Source organism: Bradyrhizobium rifense (assembly GCF_008123425.1).
GTDB lineage: Bacteria > Pseudomonadota > Alphaproteobacteria > Rhizobiales > Xanthobacteraceae > Bradyrhizobium > Bradyrhizobium rifense.
Window position 1 is genome coordinate 292,915 of sequence record NZ_VSSS01000024.1, and the last position, 22,670, is coordinate 315,584.

Annotated in this window: 21 protein-coding genes; 2 read left to right on the forward strand and 19 right to left on the reverse strand. The window is 64.2% G+C overall.

What is annotated here, in order from left to right:
* Positions 1-35: 35 nt before the first annotated feature.
* The 8 genes from FXB40_RS15130 to FXB40_RS15165 all read right to left on the reverse strand — a co-directional run bounded on the left by FXB40_RS15130 (position 36) and on the right by FXB40_RS15165 (position 7,883).
* Entirely contained in the window at positions 36-776 is a 741-nt protein-coding gene (locus FXB40_RS15130) for an ABC transporter ATP-binding protein (RefSeq protein ID WP_148772978.1), read from the reverse strand.
* Positions 773-1,621: an ABC transporter ATP-binding protein gene (locus FXB40_RS15135; protein WP_187436893.1), complete on the reverse strand. Its 849-nt coding sequence runs from the start codon at positions 1,619-1,621 to the stop codon at positions 773-775. The genes FXB40_RS15130 and FXB40_RS15135 overlap by 4 nt, the downstream gene beginning before the upstream one ends.
* Positions 1,621-3,444 (reverse strand): ABC transporter permease, encoded by a 1,824-nt coding sequence (locus FXB40_RS15140; protein WP_148772980.1) that lies wholly within the window; start codon positions 3,442-3,444, stop codon positions 1,621-1,623. Before FXB40_RS15140 ends, FXB40_RS15135 begins: the two co-directional genes overlap by 1 nt.
* A gap of 53 nt (positions 3,445-3,497) precedes the next feature.
* Positions 3,498-4,655 (reverse strand): ABC transporter substrate-binding protein, encoded by a 1,158-nt coding sequence (locus tag FXB40_RS15145; RefSeq protein ID WP_148772981.1) that lies wholly within the window; start codon positions 4,653-4,655, stop codon positions 3,498-3,500.
* 62 nt (positions 4,656-4,717) lie between these two features.
* Positions 4,718-5,296, reverse strand: a complete 579-nt coding sequence (locus FXB40_RS15150; protein WP_148772982.1) for an alkylhydroperoxidase domain protein — start codon at positions 5,294-5,296, stop codon at positions 4,718-4,720.
* A gap of 14 nt (positions 5,297-5,310) precedes the next feature.
* Positions 5,311-5,910, reverse strand: coding sequence for a CMD domain protein (locus tag FXB40_RS15155; RefSeq protein ID WP_187436894.1), 600 nt, complete (start codon positions 5,908-5,910; stop codon positions 5,311-5,313).
* A 30-nt stretch (positions 5,911-5,940) separates the two neighbouring features.
* Positions 5,941-6,975: a putative FMN-dependent luciferase-like monooxygenase gene (locus FXB40_RS15160; RefSeq protein ID WP_148772984.1), complete on the reverse strand. Its 1,035-nt coding sequence runs from the start codon at positions 6,973-6,975 to the stop codon at positions 5,941-5,943.
* A 125-nt stretch (positions 6,976-7,100) separates the two neighbouring features.
* Entirely contained in the window at positions 7,101-7,883 is a 783-nt protein-coding gene (locus tag FXB40_RS15165; protein ID WP_148772985.1) for a MetQ/NlpA family ABC transporter substrate-binding protein, read from the reverse strand.
* Positions 7,884-8,214: 331 nt separating this feature from the next.
* Here FXB40_RS15165 and FXB40_RS15170 point away from each other — a divergent pair, with 331 nt between their 5' ends.
* Positions 8,215-8,493 carry a hypothetical protein gene (locus FXB40_RS15170; RefSeq protein ID WP_246207617.1) on the forward strand — a complete coding sequence of 93 codons (279 nt, stop codon included), beginning with the start codon at positions 8,215-8,217 and terminating at the stop codon, positions 8,491-8,493.
* A 6-nt stretch (positions 8,494-8,499) separates the two neighbouring features.
* Here the strand turns inward: FXB40_RS15170 and FXB40_RS15175 are convergent, their stop codons facing one another.
* Positions 8,500-9,927, reverse strand: a complete 1,428-nt coding sequence (locus FXB40_RS15175) for an MATE family efflux transporter (RefSeq protein ID WP_148772986.1) — start codon at positions 9,925-9,927, stop codon at positions 8,500-8,502.
* Between the two features lie 153 nt (positions 9,928-10,080).
* Here FXB40_RS15175 and FXB40_RS15180 point away from each other — a divergent pair, with 153 nt between their 5' ends.
* Entirely contained in the window at positions 10,081-10,656 is a 576-nt protein-coding gene (locus tag FXB40_RS15180) for a TetR/AcrR family transcriptional regulator (RefSeq protein ID WP_148772987.1), read from the forward strand.
* Positions 10,657-10,669: 13 nt separating this feature from the next.
* Here FXB40_RS15180 and FXB40_RS15185 read toward each other — a convergent pair whose 3' ends face one another.
* From FXB40_RS15185 to FXB40_RS15230, 10 genes are all read right to left on the reverse strand, one after another.
* Entirely contained in the window at positions 10,670-13,807 is a 3,138-nt protein-coding gene (locus FXB40_RS15185) for an efflux RND transporter permease subunit (RefSeq protein WP_148772988.1), read from the reverse strand.
* Complete coding sequence (locus tag FXB40_RS15190) at positions 13,804-15,054, reverse strand: efflux RND transporter periplasmic adaptor subunit (RefSeq protein WP_430647344.1); 1,251 nt, start codon at positions 15,052-15,054, stop codon at positions 13,804-13,806. Before FXB40_RS15190 ends, FXB40_RS15185 begins: the two co-directional genes overlap by 4 nt.
* Positions 15,055-15,649: 595 nt before the next feature.
* Positions 15,650-15,937 carry a DUF1330 domain-containing protein gene (locus FXB40_RS15195; protein ID WP_148772989.1) on the reverse strand — a complete coding sequence of 96 codons (288 nt, stop codon included), beginning with the start codon at positions 15,935-15,937 and terminating at the stop codon, positions 15,650-15,652.
* A gap of 10 nt (positions 15,938-15,947) precedes the next feature.
* Positions 15,948-16,868 carry an NAD(P)-dependent oxidoreductase gene (locus tag FXB40_RS15200; RefSeq protein ID WP_148772990.1) on the reverse strand — a complete coding sequence of 307 codons (921 nt, stop codon included), beginning with the start codon at positions 16,866-16,868 and terminating at the stop codon, positions 15,948-15,950.
* Positions 16,869-16,900: 32 nt separating this feature from the next.
* Positions 16,901-18,175, reverse strand: coding sequence for an amino acid ABC transporter substrate-binding protein (locus FXB40_RS15205; protein ID WP_246207626.1), 1,275 nt, complete (start codon positions 18,173-18,175; stop codon positions 16,901-16,903).
* A 35-nt stretch (positions 18,176-18,210) separates the two neighbouring features.
* A complete protein-coding gene (locus FXB40_RS15210; protein WP_148772991.1) occupies positions 18,211-18,942 on the reverse strand; it encodes an ABC transporter ATP-binding protein in 732 nt (243 codons plus the stop codon).
* On the reverse strand, positions 18,932-19,696 hold the full coding sequence (locus tag FXB40_RS15215; protein ID WP_148772992.1) for an ABC transporter ATP-binding protein: 765 nt from the start codon (positions 19,694-19,696) through the stop codon (positions 18,932-18,934). The genes FXB40_RS15210 and FXB40_RS15215 overlap by 11 nt, the downstream gene beginning before the upstream one ends.
* Positions 19,693-20,691 (reverse strand): branched-chain amino acid ABC transporter permease, encoded by a 999-nt coding sequence (locus FXB40_RS15220; protein WP_148772993.1) that lies wholly within the window; start codon positions 20,689-20,691, stop codon positions 19,693-19,695. The genes FXB40_RS15215 and FXB40_RS15220 overlap by 4 nt, the downstream gene beginning before the upstream one ends.
* On the reverse strand, positions 20,691-21,569 hold the full coding sequence (locus tag FXB40_RS15225; protein WP_148772994.1) for a branched-chain amino acid ABC transporter permease: 879 nt from the start codon (positions 21,567-21,569) through the stop codon (positions 20,691-20,693). Before FXB40_RS15225 ends, FXB40_RS15220 begins: the two co-directional genes overlap by 1 nt.
* Before the next feature lie 102 nt (positions 21,570-21,671).
* A complete protein-coding gene (locus FXB40_RS15230; protein ID WP_148772995.1) occupies positions 21,672-22,655 on the reverse strand; it encodes a quinone oxidoreductase family protein in 984 nt (327 codons plus the stop codon).
* Positions 22,656-22,670: the final 15 nt, after the last annotated feature.

Below are 22,670 nucleotides of genomic sequence, written 5' to 3' on the forward strand. Positions count from 1 at the left end.
CCGCGCGACCGGGACGATTTTCGTGCATGCCCGCCTTACGCCGCCTCGGAGCCACCGAGATAGGCGTCGCGCACGCGGGGATCGTCCTTCAGCGTGCGCGCGGAGCCGGAGAGCACGATCTTGCCGGTCTGGAGCACATAGGCCTCGTGTGCGATCTCGAGCGCGAGGCTGGCGTTCTGCTCGACCATGAAGACCGAGACGCCTTCCTGGTTGATGGTGCGGATCAGCTCCAGCACGCGGTCGACATAGAGCGGCGACAGGCCCATGGTCGGCTCGTCCATCACGATCATCCTGGGCCGGCTCATCAGCGCGCGCGCCATCGCGACCATCTGCTGCTCGCCTCCGGACAGCGAGCCCGCGCGCTGCGACAGGCGCTGGCCGAGCTTTGGAAACAGCGTCAGCATCTTGTCGAGATCCCGCGCGATCGCCTCGCGGTCGTTGCGCACGAAGGCGCCCATCAGAATGTTCTCGCGAACGCTCATGTCCGCGAACAGACGGCGCGCCTCCGGCACCGAAGCGATGCCGCGACGAACGATCTGCGGCGTGGTGAGCCCGATCAGCGAGGCGCCGTCAAACGTCACCTCGCCGGAGCGCGGCTTCACCAGGCCCAATATGATCTTCATCGTCGTCGATTTGCCACTGGCATTGCCGCCGAGCAGGCAGACGATGTGGCCGCGGCCGACGGTGATCGACAGGTCAAAATGCACCTGGGCCTGGCCGTAGAACGTGTTGACGTTCGTCAGCGCCAGCAACGGTTCGGGGGCGCCCGTGGTCATGCCGCGCTCTCCTGCTCCGCCGTCCCCGACAGGCCGTGACCGAGATAGGCCTCGATCACCTTGGGATCGTTGCGCACCTGTTCGCCCGGCCCTTCCGCGATCTTCTGGCCCTCGTCCATGACGATGACGCGGTCGGAGAGACGCATCACCATCTCCAGCTTGTGCTCGATCAGAAGGATGGTCAGCCCCTCCGCCTTCAGCTCGGCGACGAGGCCCTGCATCTCCGCGGTCTCACTCGGATTCATGCCGGCCGTGGGCTCATCGAGCAGCAAGAGGCGCGGCTTCAACGCGAGCGCGCGGGCAATCTCGACGCGGCGGCGATTGGCGTAGGACAGGCTGTAGGCGGGCTGGTCGATCCGCGGCAGCAGCCGCTCGCCGAAACGGGCGAGAATGGTTTTGACCTCCTCGCGCAGCCGTTCTTCCTCAGCCTTGACGCTGGAAGGGCGCAGCAGCGCGAGCCCCAATTCCAGGAGCGGGCCGATGATCGGCACCGCCGGCTTCACGGCGCGTAACCGCGTGTGAGCGCCGATCAGAACGTTGTCCATCACGCTGAGATTGCCGAAGACGCGGCCCAGCTGGAACGTGCGCGCGATGGCTTGGGCGGCGAGCCGCTCCGGCGAGAGCCCGGTGATGTCCTGCCCCTCGAAGCGAACCTCGCCCGCATCCGGCCGGTCGAGCCCGGTGACGAGATTGAACAGCGTGGTCTTGCCGGCGCCGTTCGGGCCGATGATGCTGACGAGCCCGCCCTTGGCGAGATCGAGATCGATGCTGTCGACGGCCGTCAGCCCGCCGAAGCGGCGGGTCAAGCCGCGCAGGGACAACAGCGGTGCATGCGCCTCCGCCATCAGATCGTCCCCAACAGGCCCTGCGGCCTGAACCGCACGAGCAGCAGCAGCACGATGCCGTAGATCAGGATGCGGTATTCGGCGGCGATCCGGAACACTTCCGGCAGACCGACCAGCGCCACCGCCCCGACGACCGCGCCGACGACGTTGCCGAGACCGCCGAGGATGACGACGGTCAGCGCCAGGATGGATTGCTGCGTGTTGAAGGTCTCGTGGTTGATGTAGGAATAGAGATGCGCCGCGATGCCGCCGCTGACGCCAGCGGCGAATCCGCCGAAGATGAAGGCGAGCGACTTGTAGCGGTTTAGGCTGAGGCCATAGGCGCGCGCGGCGATATCGTCGTCGCGGATGGCGCGGAAGCTGCGGCCGAGATGCGATGAGAGCAGGCGCGCCTGGAGCAGCGCAAGCACGACCATCACGGTGAAGCTGAACCAGTACACCGATTTCGGGTCGATCAGATCGTAGCCGAACAGCGACAGCGGCGGGATACCGGAGATACCGATCGGACCACGCGTGACGCTTTCCCAGTTCAAAATCACCAGCGACACGATCTCGCCGATCGCGAGCGTCGCGATCGAGACGTAATGCCCGCGCAGGCGGAACGACGGCGAGATCAGGATCGTGCCGAGCGCGGCACTCATCAAGCCGCCGGCGATGATGGCGAGACCGACCGGAACGGAGAGCGTCAGCGACAGCAGCGCGGACGTATAAGCGCCGATCGCGAGCAGCGCGGCGTGCCCGAGCGAGACCTGGCCGATCGTGCCGGCAACCAGCGTGAGGCTCAGCGCAAGCATGCCAAGCAGCCAGGCGTTGATCAGGGTCTGGAGCACGTAGAACGACACCGGCAACAGCGGCAGGATCGCGAATACGGCGACCGCGACCAGCAAGGCCCAGCGCGGAATGCGCACCGGCCGGCTCGGCGCAATAAAAGTGCCGGTGAGCGGTTCGGGCGGCGCCTGCCGGGCGCTTGCGAACAGGCCGTTCGGCCGCAGCACCAGCACGACCACCAGCAGCAGGAAGGCGAACAGATTGCGATAGCTGGTGCCGAATACGGCAACGCCGTAGCTCTCGACCAATCCGAGCAGCAGACTGCCGACCACGGCGCCGGGCACATTGCCGGCGCCGCCGACGACTTCCGCGACGACGCCCTTGAGCGTCGCCTGCAGGCTCATCGCGGTGTCGATCTGGTTGTAATACATGCCGACCAGCAGGCCGGAGACGCCGCCGAGCGCAGCCGCAATGCCGAACACCGCTTGATTGACGCGGTTGACGTCGACGCCCATCTGCATCGCGGCGTCGCGGTCCTGCGAGGCTGCGCGCACCGCCCAGCCGAGCTTGCTGTAGCGCAGGAACACGAACAGCAGCAGCGCGCTGGAGATGCCGACACCGGCGATCAGGAGATCAAGCGGCCCGATCGTGCCGCCGCCGACCTGGAAGCGCACGTCCGGCAACTGGCTCGGCAGCGCGCGCGGATTCGGTGAGAACGTCAGCATCACCAGCTGGTCGAGCACGAAGCTGATGCCGATCGTCGCCAGCAAGGGCGCGATGCGCACCGAGTTCTGCAGCGGCCGCAGGCCAAACCGCTCGATGATCAGCCCGACCAGCGCCGCAACCACCGCGACAAAGATGATGGTGAGTGGCAACGGCGTGTGCAGCTGCACCACCGCGACCCAGCCGATATAGGCGCCGACGAGATAGATCGACCCCTGCGCAAAGTTGATCAGCCGGCTGACGCCGAAGATCAGCGCGAGCCCGACTGCAACGAGGGCGTAGACATTGCCGACGATCAGCCCGTTGATGGTGTAGTCGAGCCAGGAAGACACGCGATGGTCCCAATCAGAGAAAAGCGGCCGAGGCTGGCGCCCCGGCCATCATGTCAGGTCGGCTTGCCGTCCCAAAGCGCGAACTGGCCCTTGCGCACGACGAGCTCGGCATTCATCGCGCCTTTGACGCGGCGGCTGGCAACGTCGAACGTCGCGGTGCCGAAGATGACGCTGGGGACGTCCTTGACCTTGGTGAAGGCGTCGCGGATCGCCTTGCGGTCGGTGCCGCCGATCCTCACCACGGCGGCCGCCATGTTCATCGCGTCATAGGCGTAGGCGTTGAAGGCATCAGGCTCGAGCCCATTGTACTTCTTCTTGAAGCCGGCGATGAATTTCTGCACCTCGGGACGCGGATCCTCCGGGAAGTAGCGCGTACCGACATGAACGTCCTCGACAGCGTCGCCGCCAAGTTCGAGGAATTTCGGCGAATAGACCGAGCTCGCGGCGCAGATCACCTGCTTCAGCCCGACCTGCCGCGCCTGGCGCGCGATCAGCGCACCGTCGGAATAATAGGAGATCAGGACCAGCCCGTCGGGATTGGCGTCGCGCACGCGCACCAGCGTCGAGCGGAAGTCGCGCTCTTCGGCGATATAGCCTTCGGTGATGGCGATCTCCGCGCCATATTCCTTGGCGGCATTGTTGAAGTAGTCGCGGCTGGTGCGGCCCCAATCGGTGTTGAGGTGCAGCACCGCAAGCTTCTTCAGGCCAAGCTTCTTCACGGCATAGGCCGCCAGCAGCGGCTGCTCGTCGGCCTGGCTCACCGAGGTGCTCCACATGAAGTCACCGCCCTTGGTGAAGTCAGGGTGCGAATTGGTGAAGCCGAACTGCACGAGGCCGCCGCGCTGATAGATCGGCGAGGCCGCCATCGAGGCGGGGCTCGAGAAATCGCCGAGCTCCAGGACAATCTTGGGATCAGAGACGAACTTCTGCGCGATCGCGACCGATTGCCGCGGATCGCTCTGGCTATCCTCGAATTGATAGGCGAGCTTGCGGCCGTTGATCCCGCCGCCGGCCAGGATATCGTCGAGCGCGAGATCGAAGCCCTGCTTCCATTGCGTGCCATATTGCGCGTTCGGTCCTGTGAGGGGACCGCTGACGCCGAGCAGGATCGGCTCTGCGGTATCAGCGAACGCAGCACGCGAGAGCGCTGTTCCGGCGATTGCGGCGGCGAGCGAGCCCTTGACTAGGGTTCTACGATTGATGTTGCTCATGCACGGCTCCATCCAGTCAGGTGTTACAAACAAAGCAGCAATTCTTGTGCCGGTGAGATTACCTATTTCGAGGGCTCGCCAAGCGACAGCATCAGCCGGTTCGCCCAGTTGAAGAACGAGGCGCCGTTGATGACGTCGACGATCTCCGCGTCGTCGAGGCCCGCACTGCGCAGCTCCGCTATATTGTCGGGACCGAACGCGATCGGCGTCGATGCCAGCGCCACCGAGGCCTTGACCACGGCGTTCCAGCGCTCGCCGAGATCGGCGCTGACGCCTTCGTCGAGCAGCCTCTGCACGTCCTCACGGCGCTTGGAATAGGTGCTGGCGAAGCGCGCATGCACCGAGGCGCAATAGATGCAGCCGTTGTAGCGCGAGGTTGCCGCCGCTGCGAGCTCACGCTCGGCGCGCGGCAGACCGTCGGCAACGTTGTAGAAGATGTCCTTGTCGGTCTTGGTGCGGGCTTCCAGCACCTCGGGATCGCGCACCAGCAGCCGGAAATATTCCGACTTGGCGCGGGCGCGATCGACGAGACCAGCGTAATGCCGCTCGGTCAGCTCGGCCTCAGGCAGCGGCTCGATCCAGGAGACCCAACCGAGCTCATCCTGGGTGAAGACGACGGGCGGATTGACGGTGGCGCTCATGATGCAGCCTCCTCTTATGCGTTCGCCGCGGCGAGCGTGCGCAAGCCGCTGACGACCCGCACCTGAAACGACAGGAACGCGACGAGTTGGGAGAAGGTGACAATGCCGGTGTTCGACCAGCCGGCGGCAAGCAACGCCTTCATATCGGTGGACGCCGCGTCGCGCGGCCGGAACACCAGGAGATGCGCATGCTCGAGCGCCGCAATGAGCCTGGTGCCGAGTGCCGGCTTGCTCGCCGCGCTCACGCGATAGATCAAGCCGGCAGTGTTCTCGATCGACAGCGGGCCGGCCGGAAAGGAGCCATACGGACCCGACGTCTTGCCCCGCGCGATCTCGGCCTCGATCACCTCGACCAGGCGCGCGCCATCCGCGCTCGCGGCAAGCTTCTCGCGGTAGAAGGTGGCAACGGGAGACTCGCCATGGAGCCCGGTCACGAAGGCCGCAACCGCGGCGCGTTCGAGCAGCAAGAAATCGCCGGCGTCAATCGGCTGGAACAGGCTGAGGTAGCTCTTCTGCGCATTGTCGCGCGCCTGCACGCGCTTCGCGCGGATGGCGTCCAGCTCCGATCCTGGCTTGATCCCGGCGAGCGTATCGATGATATCCGGCGTACTCATCATAGGGCCTCTTGCAATCCATAAATCCGACTAGCCCGCCAGGGCCACTTCGGGTGCCGTCCTGGTCCAACCCAGTGCCGGTGCGACCTTCTCGGCCACCAGCTCGATCGAGCGCAGAACGTGGGGGTGCGGCGCATCGACCGAGTGAACCTGGAACACCAGATCGGTCACCCGCTCCAGCGTCGCATCCGTGCGCAGCGAGGCAATGACCTCGTCGGCGCCGCCGACATGGGTGTCGAACGCCGTGATCATCTCCTCCAGCGTCTCGCCCGGGGGAAGGTGGCCGCTCTTCATGAACTGCGGCAATGCACGCCGCAACCCAATATCTGCCAGCCGCAGCGCCTCGCGATGATCGTCGGCGACGAACACGCTGCGCGACGCCATGATCCGCGGCTCCACGCCCGGCGGCAGTACCGCAAGATAGGCATCGATGATCGGGTTCTGGATCTCGGCGAGCGTCGCCTTTGGCGCGTCCTTGGCCCGCGGCTGGGTGCGCGAGAGCAGCAGGCCGTCGCCAGCCTTGCCGGCGCGCGCGCCGCCCGCCACCGAGAATGTCGCCTGCCAGATGCGCTTGTCCAATTGCGGCCGCTGCGGATAGAGCGTGTCGCCGCCGTCGAGCTGCTTGCCGGTCAGCGCCTTGCGGACCACCTCGAGATTGCGCGCGAATATCTCATTGCGCTGGGTGCCGTCGAGGCCAAAGGCGGCGAAGGCGGACGGGTTGCCACCGGTGCCGACGCCGAGCTCGAACCTGCCGTTGCAGAGCAGATCGAGCACCGCGGCGTCCTCCGCCACCCGCACCGCGCTCTCCAGCGGCAGGGTGACGATGCCGGTGCCGAGGCGAATGCGCGAGGTCTGGGCTGCGGCATAGCCGAGAAAGGTGAAGGGTGACGGCAGTCCGCCCTCGCGCTCGTGAAAATGATGCTGGGCGATCCACGCGGAATCGAGACCGGCCTTCTCGGCCCGCACGATCTGCTCGGCGGCGAAGCGATACCGCTCCGCCGGCGGCGCCTCATCGAGCAGCCGCGTGAAGAAGCCCAGGCGTTTCAGGTTTGCAAAGCGTTTCATACGACCCCTGTCGGGCGAGGATAGCCACAGCCCCGATGATGTCGGTTGCCGCGGCCCGAGACAAGCGGGCAATGTGCAAGGCTGCCCGCCGGGATCGGCCCTCGCGCTGGACCTAGGCAGACTGCCTACCAGCTCGGCAGCACCGCGCCCTTGAACTTGGTGAGGACGAACTCCTTCACCTCAGGCGTGTGATAGCTGTCGACCAGAATCTTGACCCAGGGCTTGTCCTTGTCGGCCGTGCGCACCGCGATCAGGTTGACATAGGGACCCTTGGGGTCCTCGCGCAGGATCGGATCCTTGACCGGATCGAGGCCCGCCTGGGTTGCATAATTGGTGTTGATCGCGGCGGCGTCGACGTCGTCGAGCGCGCGCAGCGCCTGGGCCGCATCGACCTCGATAAACTTCAGCTTCTTGGGATTCTCGGTGACGTCGAGCACGGTCGGCTTGAAGCCTGTACCGTCCTTCAGCTTGATCACGCCCTTGTCGCGCAACAGCAGCAACACGCGGCCGCCATTGGTCGGATCGTTGGGGATCGAGATCTTGCCGCCGTCGGGAATGTCGGCGAAAGCCTTGTGCTTCTTCGAATAGACGCCGATCGGGAAATTCACGGTGAGGCCGACCGACTCGATCTTGTAGCCACGGTCGGCCTTCTGGTTGTCGAGATAAGGCTGGTTCTGGAACGAATTGGCCTGGATGTCGCCGGCATCGAGCGCCGCGTTCGGCACCACATAGTCGGAGAACTCGATGAGCTGGATGTCAAGCCCCTGCTTGGCGGCGACCGGCTTCACCGCCTCGAAGATCTGTGCATGCGGGCCCGGCGTCACGCCGATCTTGATGGTCTCGGCTCCAGCTGCCGCCGACCACGCTGCGAGCACGGTTGCGAGGATCAGGGCGGGACGAAACGACATTGATGGTCTCCAGAACTCAGCGACAATGATTGGAGCCGTATTCGCTTCTCCGCCAGGCGAAATCAATGAAATGGAAATCCATATTTCCCGCCTGCGGCGGACAACGCTTCTCCATTTCGGCGGCAAATAGAAACGAACGGCCGCGGCGACAAGCGTGAGGTGTATCACGGCGGGCTCACGCCGAGAACGCGAGATTAGCGGCACGATAGCTAGGGAATCCAGCCATGACCGCCCCGCCACCCCGAAGCTCACCAACCGGAACCACCTCGAATGTTTTGCGCTCTATGCCTTGCTCCAAGGCGTGCCGTTTGATTCCGCCGTCGCATTGACGATGAGGCTGATCAACGGGTCCGAGTTCATCGGCGAGCCCTTTGGCGCCGCGAATTTCATTGCGATGGCGTCAACCCTTCACGCGCTGGCGACGCCGTGGCTCGGCCCGAAGTTTCCGCATTTCTTCAGACACTGTTTTGAGCCGTTGTTCGCCGATCCGGCGCTGTCGTTCTCCGACAAGGTCACGCGCTGGCTGGCGCAGCCAAACACGCCGCTCAAGTTGCTGAGCAATTTGCTGCTGCTGTCGGCGCTGGCCGTCGGCGTTGCCGGCATGCAGTGAGCCTGCTTACTCGGCACGCCAGGTCGATGGCGACAGCATGATCAGCACGCAGATCACGGCATAGGCGGCGAGCGATACCGTGACCATGGCGGCGAGCCCGGTCATTCCCGCGCCGAAATACGCAACCGCAATCCAGCCGCCGCCGGCCGCAATCAGGATGCGCGCGACAGCGGACAGCAGAGGGCCCATCGCCCGCCCCGTGCCTTGCGCGGCGAACGACGTGACGAAGCCGAAGCCCAGCGCGGCATAGGCGGGAGCCACGATGCGTAAATAGGTCATGCCCTCGCTCACCACGTCTGCGTCGTGGCTGAAAAGATGCAGCCACGCCGTCGGAAAGACCGCAACCAGCAGTCCGATCGAGCCGGTCATGATCAGGCCGGCGGCGCCGCTGACCCAGCCGATCCTTTGCGCCCGCGCGGTCTGGCCTGCGCCCATGTTGACGCCGACCATGGTCAGCGTCGCCGTGCTGATGCCGAACAGCAGCGGGATCATGATGTAGTCGAGCCGCGAAGCGATGCCGTAGCCGGCCAGCGCCGATGTTCCGAACAGGCCGACCGCTCCGGTGACGAGGATGACGGTGAGATTGGTCAGCACGGCATTGAACGCGGTCGGGATGCCGACCTTCAACATGTCGCCGAAAATCTTTGCACGGAGCGGTACGATGTGCAGCCTCAGGCCGGATGCGCCCGAGGACATGTAGCGCAGCAGGAACAGCATGGCCGCGCCGTAATAGAGGCCGAAGGCAATGCCGGCGCCGCCGATGCCGAGGCTTGGGACGGGCCCGAAGCCGAAGATCAGCAGCGGCGACACCGGGATCGTCACGATCGCGCCGATCAGCGTCACCAGCGCCGGCACCTTGACGTTGCCGGAGCCGCGTAGCGCGGCCGCCTGGAGGTTAACGATCCACACGGGAATCGCGCCCGCGAACAGATAACTCGAATAGGTGATGGCCGCGTCGAGCGCGCCGTCGCGGCCGCCAAGGGCGCGGAACAACGCCGGGCCGCCGAAGTGCACCCCCAGCGTGAACAGCGCGCCCGCGATGATGGCAAGCACGATGGCGTGGAACAGTGCCGCATCCGCATCGTCGCGGCGGCCGGCGCCGACCGCGCGCGCCACCGACGAGGCCACGCCGGAGCCGAACCCGCCGTTCGACATCATGGTCATCAGCATGAAGATCGGGAACACCAGCGCAGCACCGGCCAGCGCATCGGTACCGAGATAGCCGACATAATAGGCCTCCGCGATGTTGACCGCGGTCTGCGCCACCAGAACGGTCACGGTCGGCAGCGCGAGCTTGAGCAAGGTCGGCAGGATCGGTGCCGTCAGAAGCGCGGCGCGCCGCTGATCGGCCGAAGTCGGCGCGGTGCGAGGCGCGCTGCGAGCCGGCGCCTCCATTGCTGACAAGGGCGGTGCGGCGACGTCCTCGACTGACATTCCTGAGGTCCTGTTGCTCTTCGGGCTGTCGCCGGTGCGTCAACCATTGCATTACGTCCATAATGCTTTATTATGATCGTAATGCAATAGAAAATCGCTCACGATCCTGTGGCCAGCACTTCCAGGGCGGACGACAGGAGGGAGTTAGGGCCCATGCGCTACGACAAGGGACACAAGGACGAAACCCGCCGGCATATCCTCGATGTCGCCTCCGCGCAGTTCCGCGAGAGCGGCATCGCCGCGGTTGGCCTTGCCGGCATCATGTCGGAGGCGGGCCTCACCAACGGCGCCTTCTACTCGCACTTCGCCTCCAAGGAGGATCTGGTCCGGGAGGTGCTCACCGATGCACTCACCCGGCGCGAGGAGCGGCACAAAGCCAATCTGGAAAACGGCGTCGCGCTCGAGACCACAATCCGCGACTATCTTTCGACGCGGCATCGCGACCGCGCCGGGACAGGCTGCCCGACCGCCGCGCTCGTCGCCGAGATCGCGCGGCATCCGAAAGCGACGCGTGACGCTTTCACCGGCAAGGTCTCCGACATCCTCACGCTGGTGGCGGAGCAGATCCGGCAGGGCTCCGCGGACGACCGGCGGCGCAAGGCGATCACGATCTACGCGACCATGGTCGGCGCATTGCAATTGTCACGCGCGGTCAATGACAAGCCATTGTCCGATGAGATCCTGGAGAATGCGGTGGAAGCGGCGGTCGCCATGGCGAACGAGCAATAGTTCGGACTGATTCCTAGGGCTTTTCCGACGATTGTTTCTTGCTCGACAGCCGCTTTATGGCTTCTCGCCAGTTCTGGAATGTCACGTAGAGCATCGGCACCAGAAAAATGCCGATCGAACTCGCCGCGAGCATGCCCCCGAACACCGCCGTGCCGACGGCCCTGCGGCTAATCTCGGCGGCGCCGGTCGCGACCACCAACGGCACCAGACCGAGGATGAAGGCGATCGAAGTCATCATGACGGCACGAAAGCGCATCTGCGATCCCAAGACCGCCGCGTCCACCACCGACTGACCCGCTTCGCGCTGCTCCTTGGCGAACTCGACGATCAGGATGCCGTTCTTGGCCGCGAGCGCGATCAGCACCACGAGGCCGATCTGGCCGTAGAGATCGAGATTGAGGCCGGCAATCTTGATGGCGAGATAGGAGCCGAGCACGCCGACCGTAACCGCCAGCAGCACCGGCACCGGAATGGTCCAACTCTCGTACAGCGCAACCAGGAAGAGATAGGCGAACAGCACCGCGAGACCGAGGATGATCCCGGTCTGCCCGGAGGCAGCCTGCTCCTGATAGGCCGTCCCGGTCCATTCATAGGAGTAGCCGGCCGGTAGGGTCGATTTCGACAACTCCTCCATGGCCGCAATCGCCGTTCCTGAGGAGACGCCGGCCGCTGGCCCGCCATTGATCGTCACCGAGCGGTAGTTATTGTAGCGGGTGATGACCTGCGGTCCGGTAACGATCCTCAGGCTCGCGATCGAACGGATCGGCACCATCTCGCCGGTCGCATTGCGCACATAGATCTGCCAGATATCAGGAATGTCGCCGCGATTGGCGGCCTCGCCCTGCACGTTGACCTGCCAGGTGCGGCCAAACAAATTGAAGTTGTTGACGTAGATGCCGCCGAGCGTGGCCTGAAGCGCTGTGAAAACGTCGCTCATGTTGAGGCCGAGGGCCTGGGCCTTGGCCCGATCGATGTCGAGATAGATCGACGGATTGGTCGCGGTGAAAGTCGAGAACACACGGGTCAGCCGCGGATCGCGGTTGGCGGCGCCGACCAGCCCGCCCATCACACTGCCGAGCGCGGCCGGATCCTGACCTTCGAGCGCGTCGAGCTGATACTCGAATCCGCCCGAGGTCGACAGCCCGATGATCGGAGGCAGGTTGAACGGCAGGATGTTGGCCTGACGAATTTGCGCGCCCTCACCGAATGTCCGCCGGATCGTTGCCTGCACCGTATCGGTTGCCGCCTGACGATCCGCGAACGGCTTCATACGCGCGACGATGAAGGCTGCGTTCGGCTCGTTGCCGCCGTCGAGCAACGAGAAGCCGATGATCGCGAGCACGTGGTCGATCTGGGGCATCTTCTTCAGCAGGGCCTCGACCTGCTTGGCGACCTGGCTGGTGCGTGCCACCGAGGCGCCGTCGGGCAATTGCACGGCGATGAAGAACGCTCCCTGATCTTCCTCGGGCAGGAATCCCGTCGGCGTGATCTTCGCTACGCCGAAAATGCCGCCGGCGAACACCAGCACCGCAACCAGTGACAACACGGACACCCGCAGCAGCCGGCCCACGACGCCGGCATAGCGGTCGCGAACCCAGTCGATGCCGCCAAGCACGCGGCCCATGATGCCGTGGCGTGGCCCGGTATGGCGCAGGAACACCGCGCACAGCGCCGGCGACAAGGTCAATGCGTTCAGGGCGGAGATGACCATGGCCGCGCTGATCGTCACCGCGAACTGCCGGAACAGCGTTCCGGAGATGCCGGGAATGAAGGCGATCGGGACGAACACCGACAGCAGCACCAGCGAGATCGCGATGATCGGAGCCGTGATCTGGCTCATCGCCTTCTTGGTTGCGTCCGCGGGAGAGAGATCGGGCTCTTCCTCCATCACCCGTTCGACGTTCTCGACCACGACGATGGCATCGTCGACCACGATGCCGATCGCAAGCACCATCGCGAGCAGAGATACGGTATTGGCGGAGTAACCGAGCGCAAGCAGCACGGCAAAGGCGCCAATCAGGCTGACGGGCACGGCAACCGCCGGAATGATCGTCGCGCGCAAATTCCCGAGAAACAGGAACACGACGATCACAACGAGAACGAAGGCCTCGCCGAGCGTCTTCAGCACCTCCTTGATCGTGTCGGACACGAAGGTCGTGGAATCGTACTGGACGAGATAGCTCAGGCCCGGCGGAAAGCGGGCCGACGCCTTGGTCAAGGTATCCTGCACCGCTTTCGCCGTCGTCACCGCGTTGGCGCCCGGCGCCAGATAAATACCGATTGGCACGCCGGGATTGCCGTCGATGCGGGACTCGCTGTCCATGTTCTGGGCGCCGATCTCGACCCGGGCAACATCCTTGATGCGCAGCACCGATCCGTCCGTGTTGGCCCGCAGCACGATGTTGCCGAACTGGGTCGAGGTCGTGAGGCGCCCCTGCGTCTGAACGTTGAACTGGAATTGCTGCTCGTCGCTGATCGGGCGCGCGCCAATGCGGCCGACTGGAGCCTGGACGCTCTGCGCGCGGATTGCCGCAATGACGTCGGAGGGTGCGAGATTGAGGCTGGTCAAGCGCTGCGTATCGAACCAGATCCGCATCGAATAGTTCAGCTTGGCAAACAGCGTCGCCTGGCCGACGCCGGGCGTCCGGGAGATCGCGTCCAGAACGTTGATGATGGCATAATTGGTGATGAACAGCGGATCCTGCGCACCGTTGTTGCTGTAGAGCACGATGAACTGCAGCACGGCGGAGGATTTTTTCTGCACGGTCAGGCCTTGTGCCTGGACCTCCGTCGGAAGCTGTGCAAGCGCGCTCTGCACCCGGTTGTTGACGTTGACCGTATTGATGTCGGGATTGCTGCCGAGCGCAAACGACACGGTCAGCGTATAGCTGCCGTCGTTGCCGCTGGTCGACTTCATATAGAGCATCTTGTCGACGCCGACGACTTGCGCCTCGAGCGGCTGCGCGACACTGGACTCCACGACCTCGGCCGACGCGCCGGGGAAATTGGCGCTGACGGTCACCTGCGGCGGCACGATATCGGGGAATTGCGCCACTGGAATCTGCAACAGCGCGAGCGCGCCCGCAATCGTGATGACGAACGCGATGACGATCGCAAGCCGCGGGCGGTCGACGAAGACGGACGAGATCATGGGGCGTTGCCCACCGGCTTCGGCCCGATGCCGTTGCTGGCCTTTTGGCCGCCGGCATCGTCCGCAGTCGCCTTCATGCTGGATTGCAACAATGCGCTCGCCGGGCCGGGCGATACAGGCTGTCCCACCCGCACCCGCTGGAGACCTTCGACGATGACTTTTTCGCCAAGCTTGAGACCAGACGTAATCGAGGCGACGGTTGAGGTGGACTGCCCAAGCTGAATACGCCGCTGCTCGGCCTTGTTGTCGTCACCTACCACGTAGACGTAATCACCCTGCTGGTCCGAGAGCACCGCCGCGCGGGGAATCGCCAAAACCTCGACCGGCTCTACGCCTTCCAGAAGGACCGTAACAAACTCGTTATCGGTCAGCTCGCGCACGGATCCCTGGGTCGCAGACCGCTCATAGAGTGGAGGATTTGGAATCGTGCCACGCAGCGTGATTGTATCGGTATTCTGGGCGATGGTGTTGTTGACGAAATTGAGCTGGCCGGCCTGCTCGTAAAGGCGACCGTCCGACAATCGGATTCGGATCACGACCGCCTTGAACCCGCCGCGCGTCACATAGCGCTCGCGCAAGATCAAAGCCTCGCGCACAGACACTGGGAAGACCACGTACATCGGGTCCTGGCTGACGATTGTGGTCAGCACGCCCGAACTCGGCGAAACGACGTTGCCCTGCGTCACCGCCGTGCGACCGATCATGCCGTCAACCGGCGAACGGATCTGGGTGTAATCGAGGTTGATTTGCGACAGGTCGACCTGCGCCTGAGCACCCTGGACCTGGGCTTCGAGGCTTTGCTGATTGGCGACCGCGGCATCGTAAGTTGACTGCTGGCCGGCCGGACCGCCCAGCAACGTCCTTGCACGGTCCGTCGTCAGCTTGGCGTTGGCGAGCGTCGCCTGCAACTGGGCGACTTGGGCCTTCTTGGCGGCAAGGTCCGCCTCGAAGGGGCCACGCTCAAGTTCGTAGAGCAAATCGCCGGTCTTCACCTCGGCGCCCTCGACAAAATTGCGCTTCTCCAGGAAGGCGGTCACGCGGGCAACCACGCTGACACGGTCTGGAGATTCGATGCGCCCCAAAAACTCGTTCGATTGGGTAACGGGCCGATTGACCGTTTCCATCACGCCCACCGCCGGCGGGGCGGCTTGGCCCGTCTGCGCCTTCGCGGGGCTGAGCACACCGAGCGAGGCCATTCCCATCACGACAGCACCGGCAACCCGATTGATCGTCATCTTCGTGCTCATGCCGCCGTGACTCCCGGTCCAACCGGGAGACATGCTCGCAAACCACCGGCAGAGACGCAATAGTCGGAAACGGGCTCGCGTAGGCTCTCATTTCAAGGGTCAATTCACTTTATCGGGAACCAATCCGGCGCGGCCCAATTCACGGTTGGCGCGCATCCGCGCGCCTCGGCCGATGAGGCTTTCCCGCGAGATAACAATTTGTCAGATTTCGTTGACTTCATTAGTCGCAGAAGCGCGGCGAAGCACCTGAATCTCAGGCAGCATTTTGCACAGGAGCTTCGTGACCGCAGCAATGAATCTCTGGCCGTTGCAACACAGCGAAGTCCGGCGAACTCCTGGAGAATGCGGTGGAAGCGGCGGTTGCCATTGCCAACGAACGCTGATGCGTTCGAATTACCCGGCCGCCATCTGTGGCGGTTTGGAGGCAGCAGTAATGAATCTCTGGCCGTTGCAACACAGCGAAACTTGAAGTGCCCTCGGCGGCCGGGTTAGCGTCTGCACGCGGCCTTACAACTTCCCCAAGTTCGCTGAGTTCGCACTGGACCCGTCGCCTGAACCTGTTGTCAGGCGACGGTCCAGTTTCCTTCAAGACGGTCTAATCAAGCCCCTCGACCGCCACCATGTGGCGCTCGGACGTGCCAATGGTGTATTTGAGCGCCTCCGAATATTCGGGCGAGTTGTAGCATTTCACTGCGGCATCGAGGCTCGGGAAGCGCGCAACGATGCTGCGTTCGTAATTGCCGCCCTCGAGGATCACCTGCTTGCCGCCGCGCGCGAGAAACACGCCGCCATGCTTCTCGATGGCAGGCCCGGCGAGAGCGGCGTACTTCCCGTAGGTCTCGGGATCGATCACGTGAACGCGTGCGCACCAATAGGTAGACATGGGTTTTCCTTCATGATTGGGAGGACGAAACGGGTGACGCGCCTGCGCCGCTGTGACGGTCGAAACCGTTCATGTGCTCCAGCACCGCGCAGACCGACGCGGTATCGCGCGCCGCAAAGCCGAGCGCCTCGCCGGCGTGATAGAGCTGCTCGGCCGCTGAGTAGACCGGCAGTGCGCAGCCAAGCTCGGCGGCGAAGGCCGAGATGATCGAGAGATCCTTCAGATGCGTCCGGATGGTCGCGGTCGGATTGTCGTAATTTGCGTCACGCATCAGCGGCCCGCGCATCTGGAACATGCGCGATGTCCCTGCGCTGTCGGCAAGGGTATCGTAAACGAGGCCAGGATCGATCCCCGCTTTCATACCGAGCAGCATCGCTTCGGCTGCTGCGGCGTTGTGGATCGTCACCAGATGATTGGCGATGTATTTCATGATGCTGCCGGTGCCGAACCGGCCGAGATAGACCTGCCGCCGCGACATCCCGGCGAAGGCCGGCCCGCAACGCTTGAACGCCTGCTCGTCGCCGCTGCCGAGGATCACGAGATCACCGGTTGCGGCCTGCGCACCGGTGCCGCTGACGGGGCAATCGAGCAAGATCTTGCCGGCGCTCTCCATCACGGCGAACGCCTCACGCTTGGCGGAGAGCGGCAGCGTCGAGCACTCGATCAGAATCTGTCCGGAGCCACTCGCGCCGGCAACGCTGGCTGCGGCCTCCGCGAGCGCGGCGCTACCAGGCAGCGAGGCAAAGCTGATCGCGGCGGCCTCGGCGACATCCTTCGGCGACGACAGCGCCTTGCCGCCCATATCGGAAAGACGATCCCGTGCCGCCGGCACGGGATCGTAGCCAACCACGGCAAAGCCGGCCTTGATCAAATTCCCCGCCATGGCGGAGCCCATGATCCCGATGCCGAGCATGCCGATCGTTTCAGTCATGACGTCTCGTTTCTTCTTTTTGAACGGTCTGGTCAGTTCTGCGCGGCCTTCTGGGCGCTGGCGAAGGGATAGACCAGGTCGCCGGACTTGTACTTCGGCGGGAAGATGATCACTTCCTTGCCGGCCTGGGTGAACTGCTGGATGTCGTTGCCCTTGATGTTGCGGAATTGCACCGCAAACATCCGTGGCTCGACCCACTCGCCATCGGGACCGAAGGTGATGTCGCCCACCACGGTCTGGAACGTGTTGCCATGGATGTAATTGATCAGCTTCTGCTGATCGACGCCGCCGGTCTTGGTCACCGCTTCGCCGAGAACCTGGAGCGCCGAGTAGACGAACGCTGGCACGTAATAGCCGAGCGCGTCGACACCGACCTCCGCCGCCTTGGCCTGGTACTTCTTCAGCATGTCCTCGATACCGGGGAATTTGACGGTCGGCTCGGGGATGTACTGCTCGAAGGAGACGACGCCATTCAGCGCCTCGCCGAGCTGCTGCTTGATCGCGGCATATTGGGTGCCGACCATGGCACCGCCGAACACCTTCGGCTCGAGATTGATCTCGTGCGCGGTCCGGATGATGCCAACCGTGTCCGACGGATAGGAGGCGACGAACACCAGGTCCGGCGACGTCGCCTGGAGGGCCTTCAGCACCGGCGTGAAGTTCACCGTCGTCGGCGGATAGACCTTGTCATAGACGATGGTGAGACCGAGCCGCTTGGCCTGCGCGCGGGCGCCTTCGAGCGCATTCTTGGCGAATTCCGCATCCGCGCCGACCAGCGCCACAGTGGTCGGCTTCGGGTCCATCGCGATCGCGTTGTCGAAGAAACCGCGGGTCAGCGAATCCTTGCCGTTCGGTCCATAGGGCTGGATCTGGAAATAGCCGGGATATTTGAACTGCTCGTTGATGGCGAGCGCGAACATGCCCATGATCAGCCGCTTGTGCTGGATGATCGTCGGCATCGCCGGCGCGGTCTGGTTGGTGTTGTTCGACAGCAGCAGATCGACCTTGTCGACGTCAAGCAGCTTGGAATAGATGCCGGGCACGAGACCGGGATTGCTCTGGTCGTCATAGGGCACGAGCTCGACCTGCCGGCCGATCAGGCCGCCGGCCTTGTTGACCTCGTCGGCCCAGATCTGCGCACCGAGCAGCGCCGCCTTGCCGTTGCCGGCGAGCGGCCCGGTCAATTGGATGCCGAAGCCAATCTTGATCGGATCCGCCGCGCGCGCCGCGCCCGTGAACACATAGAGCGCGGCAATCATTGTCGAGAGCGCCAGTGCGACGCCCCTCAAGCCAGTCAGCCGAAACATCCTCACGTCGTCCTCCCTGTTTTCTATTTTGAGTTCTACATGCCGAGATAATGCTGTCGTATCAGGTCGCTCCGCCGCATCTCCCCCGGGCTCTCGCCGCGGAATGCGATCTCGCCGTGGACGATCACATAGCCCTTGTCGGCGATCCGCATCGCTTGCGTGAAATTCTGCTCCGCCATCAGCACGGTCAGATGATAACGCTCCTTCAGCTGCGCGATCATGTCGATGGTGCGGCTGACGAACAGCGGCGCCAGCCCGACCGACGGCTCGTCGACGATCAAAATGCTCGGCGCCGACATCAGCGCGCGCGCCAGCGCCAGCATCTGCTGCTCGCCGCCGCTCATGGTGCCGGCAAGCTGGGCGCGGCGTTCCGCAAGCCGCGGAAATGCCTCGTAGCAGTAAGCCATGTTGTCCTTCAGCCGCGCCCGCGCCGTCGGACGATAGGCGCCGAGCAGAAGGTTCTCTTCGACCGTCAGGCGCGGAAACAGCCGCCGTCCTTCGGGCACCAGCGCGACGCCGAGGTCGACAATCTCCTCGGTCTCCTTGCCGATGAGATCGTGGTCCCTGCCGTCGATGGTCGCGACGATGCGTCCCGAGCTCGGCCGCACCACGCCCATGATGGTCTTGATCAGCGTGCTTTTGCCGTTGCCGTTGGTGCCGAGCAGCGTCACCGTCTCGCGGGCGCCGACGTTCAATGACACGTTGTGGAGAACGCGGACCGCCCCGTAGCCGGCATTGATGTTGTCGATGCGGATGCTACTGGCCAAGATACGCCCCTATCACCCGCTCGTCGGCGATCACGTCCTTCGGCGCACCGTCCGCGATCTTTTCGCCGGCGACGAGCACCACGAGCCGCTCCGAAAACGCCATCACCGCGCGCATGATGTGCTCGATGAAGATCACGGCAACGCCGCGCTTATTGAGCGCGAGCAGCAGCGCCAGGATCTCGTTCACCTCGGAATGCGACAGGCCGGCGAGCGCCTCGTCCGAGACCAGCAACGTCGGGTCCGTCGCCATGGCGCGCGCGAGCTCGAGCTTGCGCATCTCGACCTGGGTCAGATCGCCCGGCAGGCGATGCAGCTTGCCGCCGAGGCCGAACTCGCCGAGCAGCTCCGTGCTGCGCGCCCGGATCTGCTGCTCGGTCAGATGCGTGCCGCCCCGCGCATTGACGGCATAGACCAGCGGGATGCGAAGATTGTCGAGCAGCGACAGGCTGTGAAACGGCCGCGGCAGCTGGAAGCTGCGGCCAAGCCCGAGCCGCGCGCGCTGATAGGACGAGAGATTGTCGATCGCCCTGCCCGCGAACGAAATCGAGCCGCCGTCCGTCTTGAGCGCCCCGCACAGGCAGTTGGTCAGCGTGCTCTTGCCCGAGCCGTTGGGGCCGATCAGGCCAAGCCGCTCGCCTGGCCGCACCGCGAGGTCGACATTGTTCAACGCGACAAAGCCACCGAAACGCTTGGTGATACCACGGGCATCGAGGATCAGATCGCTTCCCGTCGCAGCGCTCGCCTCGATCGTCATTGGCTGCTCCGCTTCTCGGTCACGAGCATCGCGGCGAGCGGGTTGGTCTCGGGGTCTGGCTTCTTGCCGCCCATGGAGCGGATCAATCCCAAAATTCCGTTCGGCGCGGCGATCACGAAGATCACGAGCAGCACGCCGACCACGAGCAGATTGACCGACGACGAAATCAAGACCGTCATGGCCTGCTGCATGGTGCCGAGCAGGACAGCGCCGATCACCGGCCCGAGCCAGCTCGTGGTGCCCCCGACCAGCGGCATCGCGACGCTGTTAACGGTGTAGGCCAGGCTAAACGAGGAGGTCGGCTCGACATAGGTCAAATAGAACGGCAGCGGCGCGCCGGCCATTCCCATCAAGGCGCCGCTGATGGCCGCGGCGACCAGCTTCAACCGCAGTACCGGAACGCCGGATGCGGCGGCCGCCGTCTCGTCGTCGCGGATGGCGGCAAGGCCGAAGCCAAAGGTCGAACGCTCGATGACGCGCGCGATGACAACGGAAGCAACCGCAAGCACCGTCATCAGGAAGAAGAGATAGGCGACATAACTGCCGAACACCGGAACATCGGTCGGCCGCATGATGTAGATGCCGCGCGAGCCGCCGACATAATCCCAGTTGGTGATGAAGGTCTGGACGACGACGGAGAGCGCCAGCGTTGCGATGGTAAAGTAGACACCGCGCAGGCGGATCGTCAGGTAGCCCATGGCGAGGCCCACGGCGCCGCAGAGCACACCAGCGATGGGGATGAGTACCGGAATCGGCAGATCAAGCCATTTGTTCAAAGCGGCTGCGCTGTAGAGCCCGATGGCGAGAAACGCGGTCGTTCCGAAATTGACGTAACCGACATAGCCGCCGAGAATGTTCCAGGCTGTGGCCAGCACGACGTATTGAAGAACGAAATACGCCGCGAACACATAATATTCGTTGGTCACGAACAGGCTGGCCGCGACCAGCGCGACGCCGACCAGGCAGGCGAGCAAGATGAAGCGCCCGTTCGACATCAAGCTCTCCCGAACAGGCCGGCGGGCCTGACCACCAGTGCGATCAGCAGGAAGCCGAATGCTATCGCAGGCGACCATGACGGACCGTAGAAGGTTGCCGTGATGCTTTCCGCGACGCCCACGATCACGGCCGCGATGAAGGTGCCCGGCAGCGAGCCGATGCCGCCGAGCACGCAGATCGCAAATATTCTGCCGATATAGTCGCGGCCCATCGAAGGCTCGACCGGCTGGAGAATGATCAGGAACGCGCCGGCCAGCGACGCGGTCGCAGTGGACAAACCGAAGGCGATTCGCTTGATGCGAACGGGTGCCGCGCCCATCAGTTGAAGCGCGAACTTGTCCTGTGCCACCGCCATGATGGCACGCCCGGTGAAGGTGCGCGTGAAGAACAGTTGCAGGCCGATCAGGAGCAGGACGGAGGCCAGGAACGGAATCAGCATCCGGACCGGCAGCGAGACCGGTCCGAAATTGTAGGACGGCCCGATATAGGGCGCCTCGACCAGGCGGTAGTCGACGCCGAAGATCAGTTGAAGCCCCACCTCGGTGATGAAGAGCAGGCCGAAGAAGAACGCGAGCCCGCGGATCAGCTGCGTGCCGCGCCGCTCGAAGGCGAATTCATAGGCGGTGTAGAGCAGCGTCCCGAGAAAGTAGAACGGGACGGTCGCGAGCACGCCGACCAGGATCGGATCCAGTCCAAACTGGGCGTTCAGCACATAGGCAATGAACGAGCCGAGCAGAATGAGCGCGGGATGGGCGATATTGCTGATGCCGAGCATGCCGAACGCGATCGAGATACCGACCGCCATGGCGGCGTAGAAGCCTCCGACGAGAATGCCTGAGACGATGGCATCGAGCAATAATCCTGCGACTTGACCCATCCGCTGCCGGCCTCCTCCTGTTCACGCACGCAACCGAGATTCTTGTTGTCGTTTTTTCGCGGGTCGCATGGAGGCGGCAGCTGTCCGCCTCCATCAGAAAAGTCAGGGTATCAGCAGCGACGATCCCCGGGTCGATCCGGCCTCGAGATCACGGTGCGCGGCCGCTGCCTCGGACAGTGCGTAGCGATGCCCGATCATCGGCTTGATGACGCCCTTGCCGACCAGGTCGAACACGGCGGCAGCCGATGCTACCAGATCGTCGCGCGCCGCGATGTAGGTCGCAAGCGTCGGCCGCGTATAATAGAGAGATCCGTTCTTCTGGAGCAATGCCGCCTCGAGCGGCGGCGGCGCGCCGGTGGTCGCGCCGAAGGTGACGAAGTAGCCGCGCGGAGCAAGCGAGGCGAGCGTGGCCTCAAAACTGTCCTTGCCGACGGAATCATAGGCAATCGCGACACCCTTGCCGCCGGTCAGCGCCTTCACGCGCTCAGGGATGCGTTCCGTCTTGCGGTCGATCACGGCATCGTAGCCGTGCGCGAGCGCGAGCTCAGCCTTCTTCCCACCGCTGGTGACGCCGATCATGCGGGCGCCGAGATGCTTGCCCCATTGGCCGGCGATCAGGCCGACGCCGCCCGAGGCAGCGTAAAACAGCACCTGCTGCCCCGGCTTGACCGCAACGCAGCGGTTCAAGAGGTACTCCGCCGTCATACCTTTCATCAGCACGGCCGCTGCGGCTTCGTCACTCACGGATTGCGGAACGGGAACGAGGCGTGCGGCCGGCATCAGCCGATGCGTCGCATAGGCGCCCGGCGCCGAGCCGCCATAGGCGACGCGGTCACCCACCTTGAAATCGGTCACGCCCTCGCCGACGGCCTCGACCACACCAGCGGCTTCCGCGCCGAGGCCGGCCGGCAGATCCAGCGCATAGGAGCCGTCGCGGAAATAGACATCGATGAAATTGAGGCCGATCGCGGTCTGCCGCATCAGCACCTCGCCCTTGCCGGGCGCGGCCAGCTCGACCGTCTCCAGCTTCAGGACATCAGGGCCGCCCTGCGCGGCCATGCGAATTGCCTTGGCTTTCGTACCCATACCGAAATTCCCGTC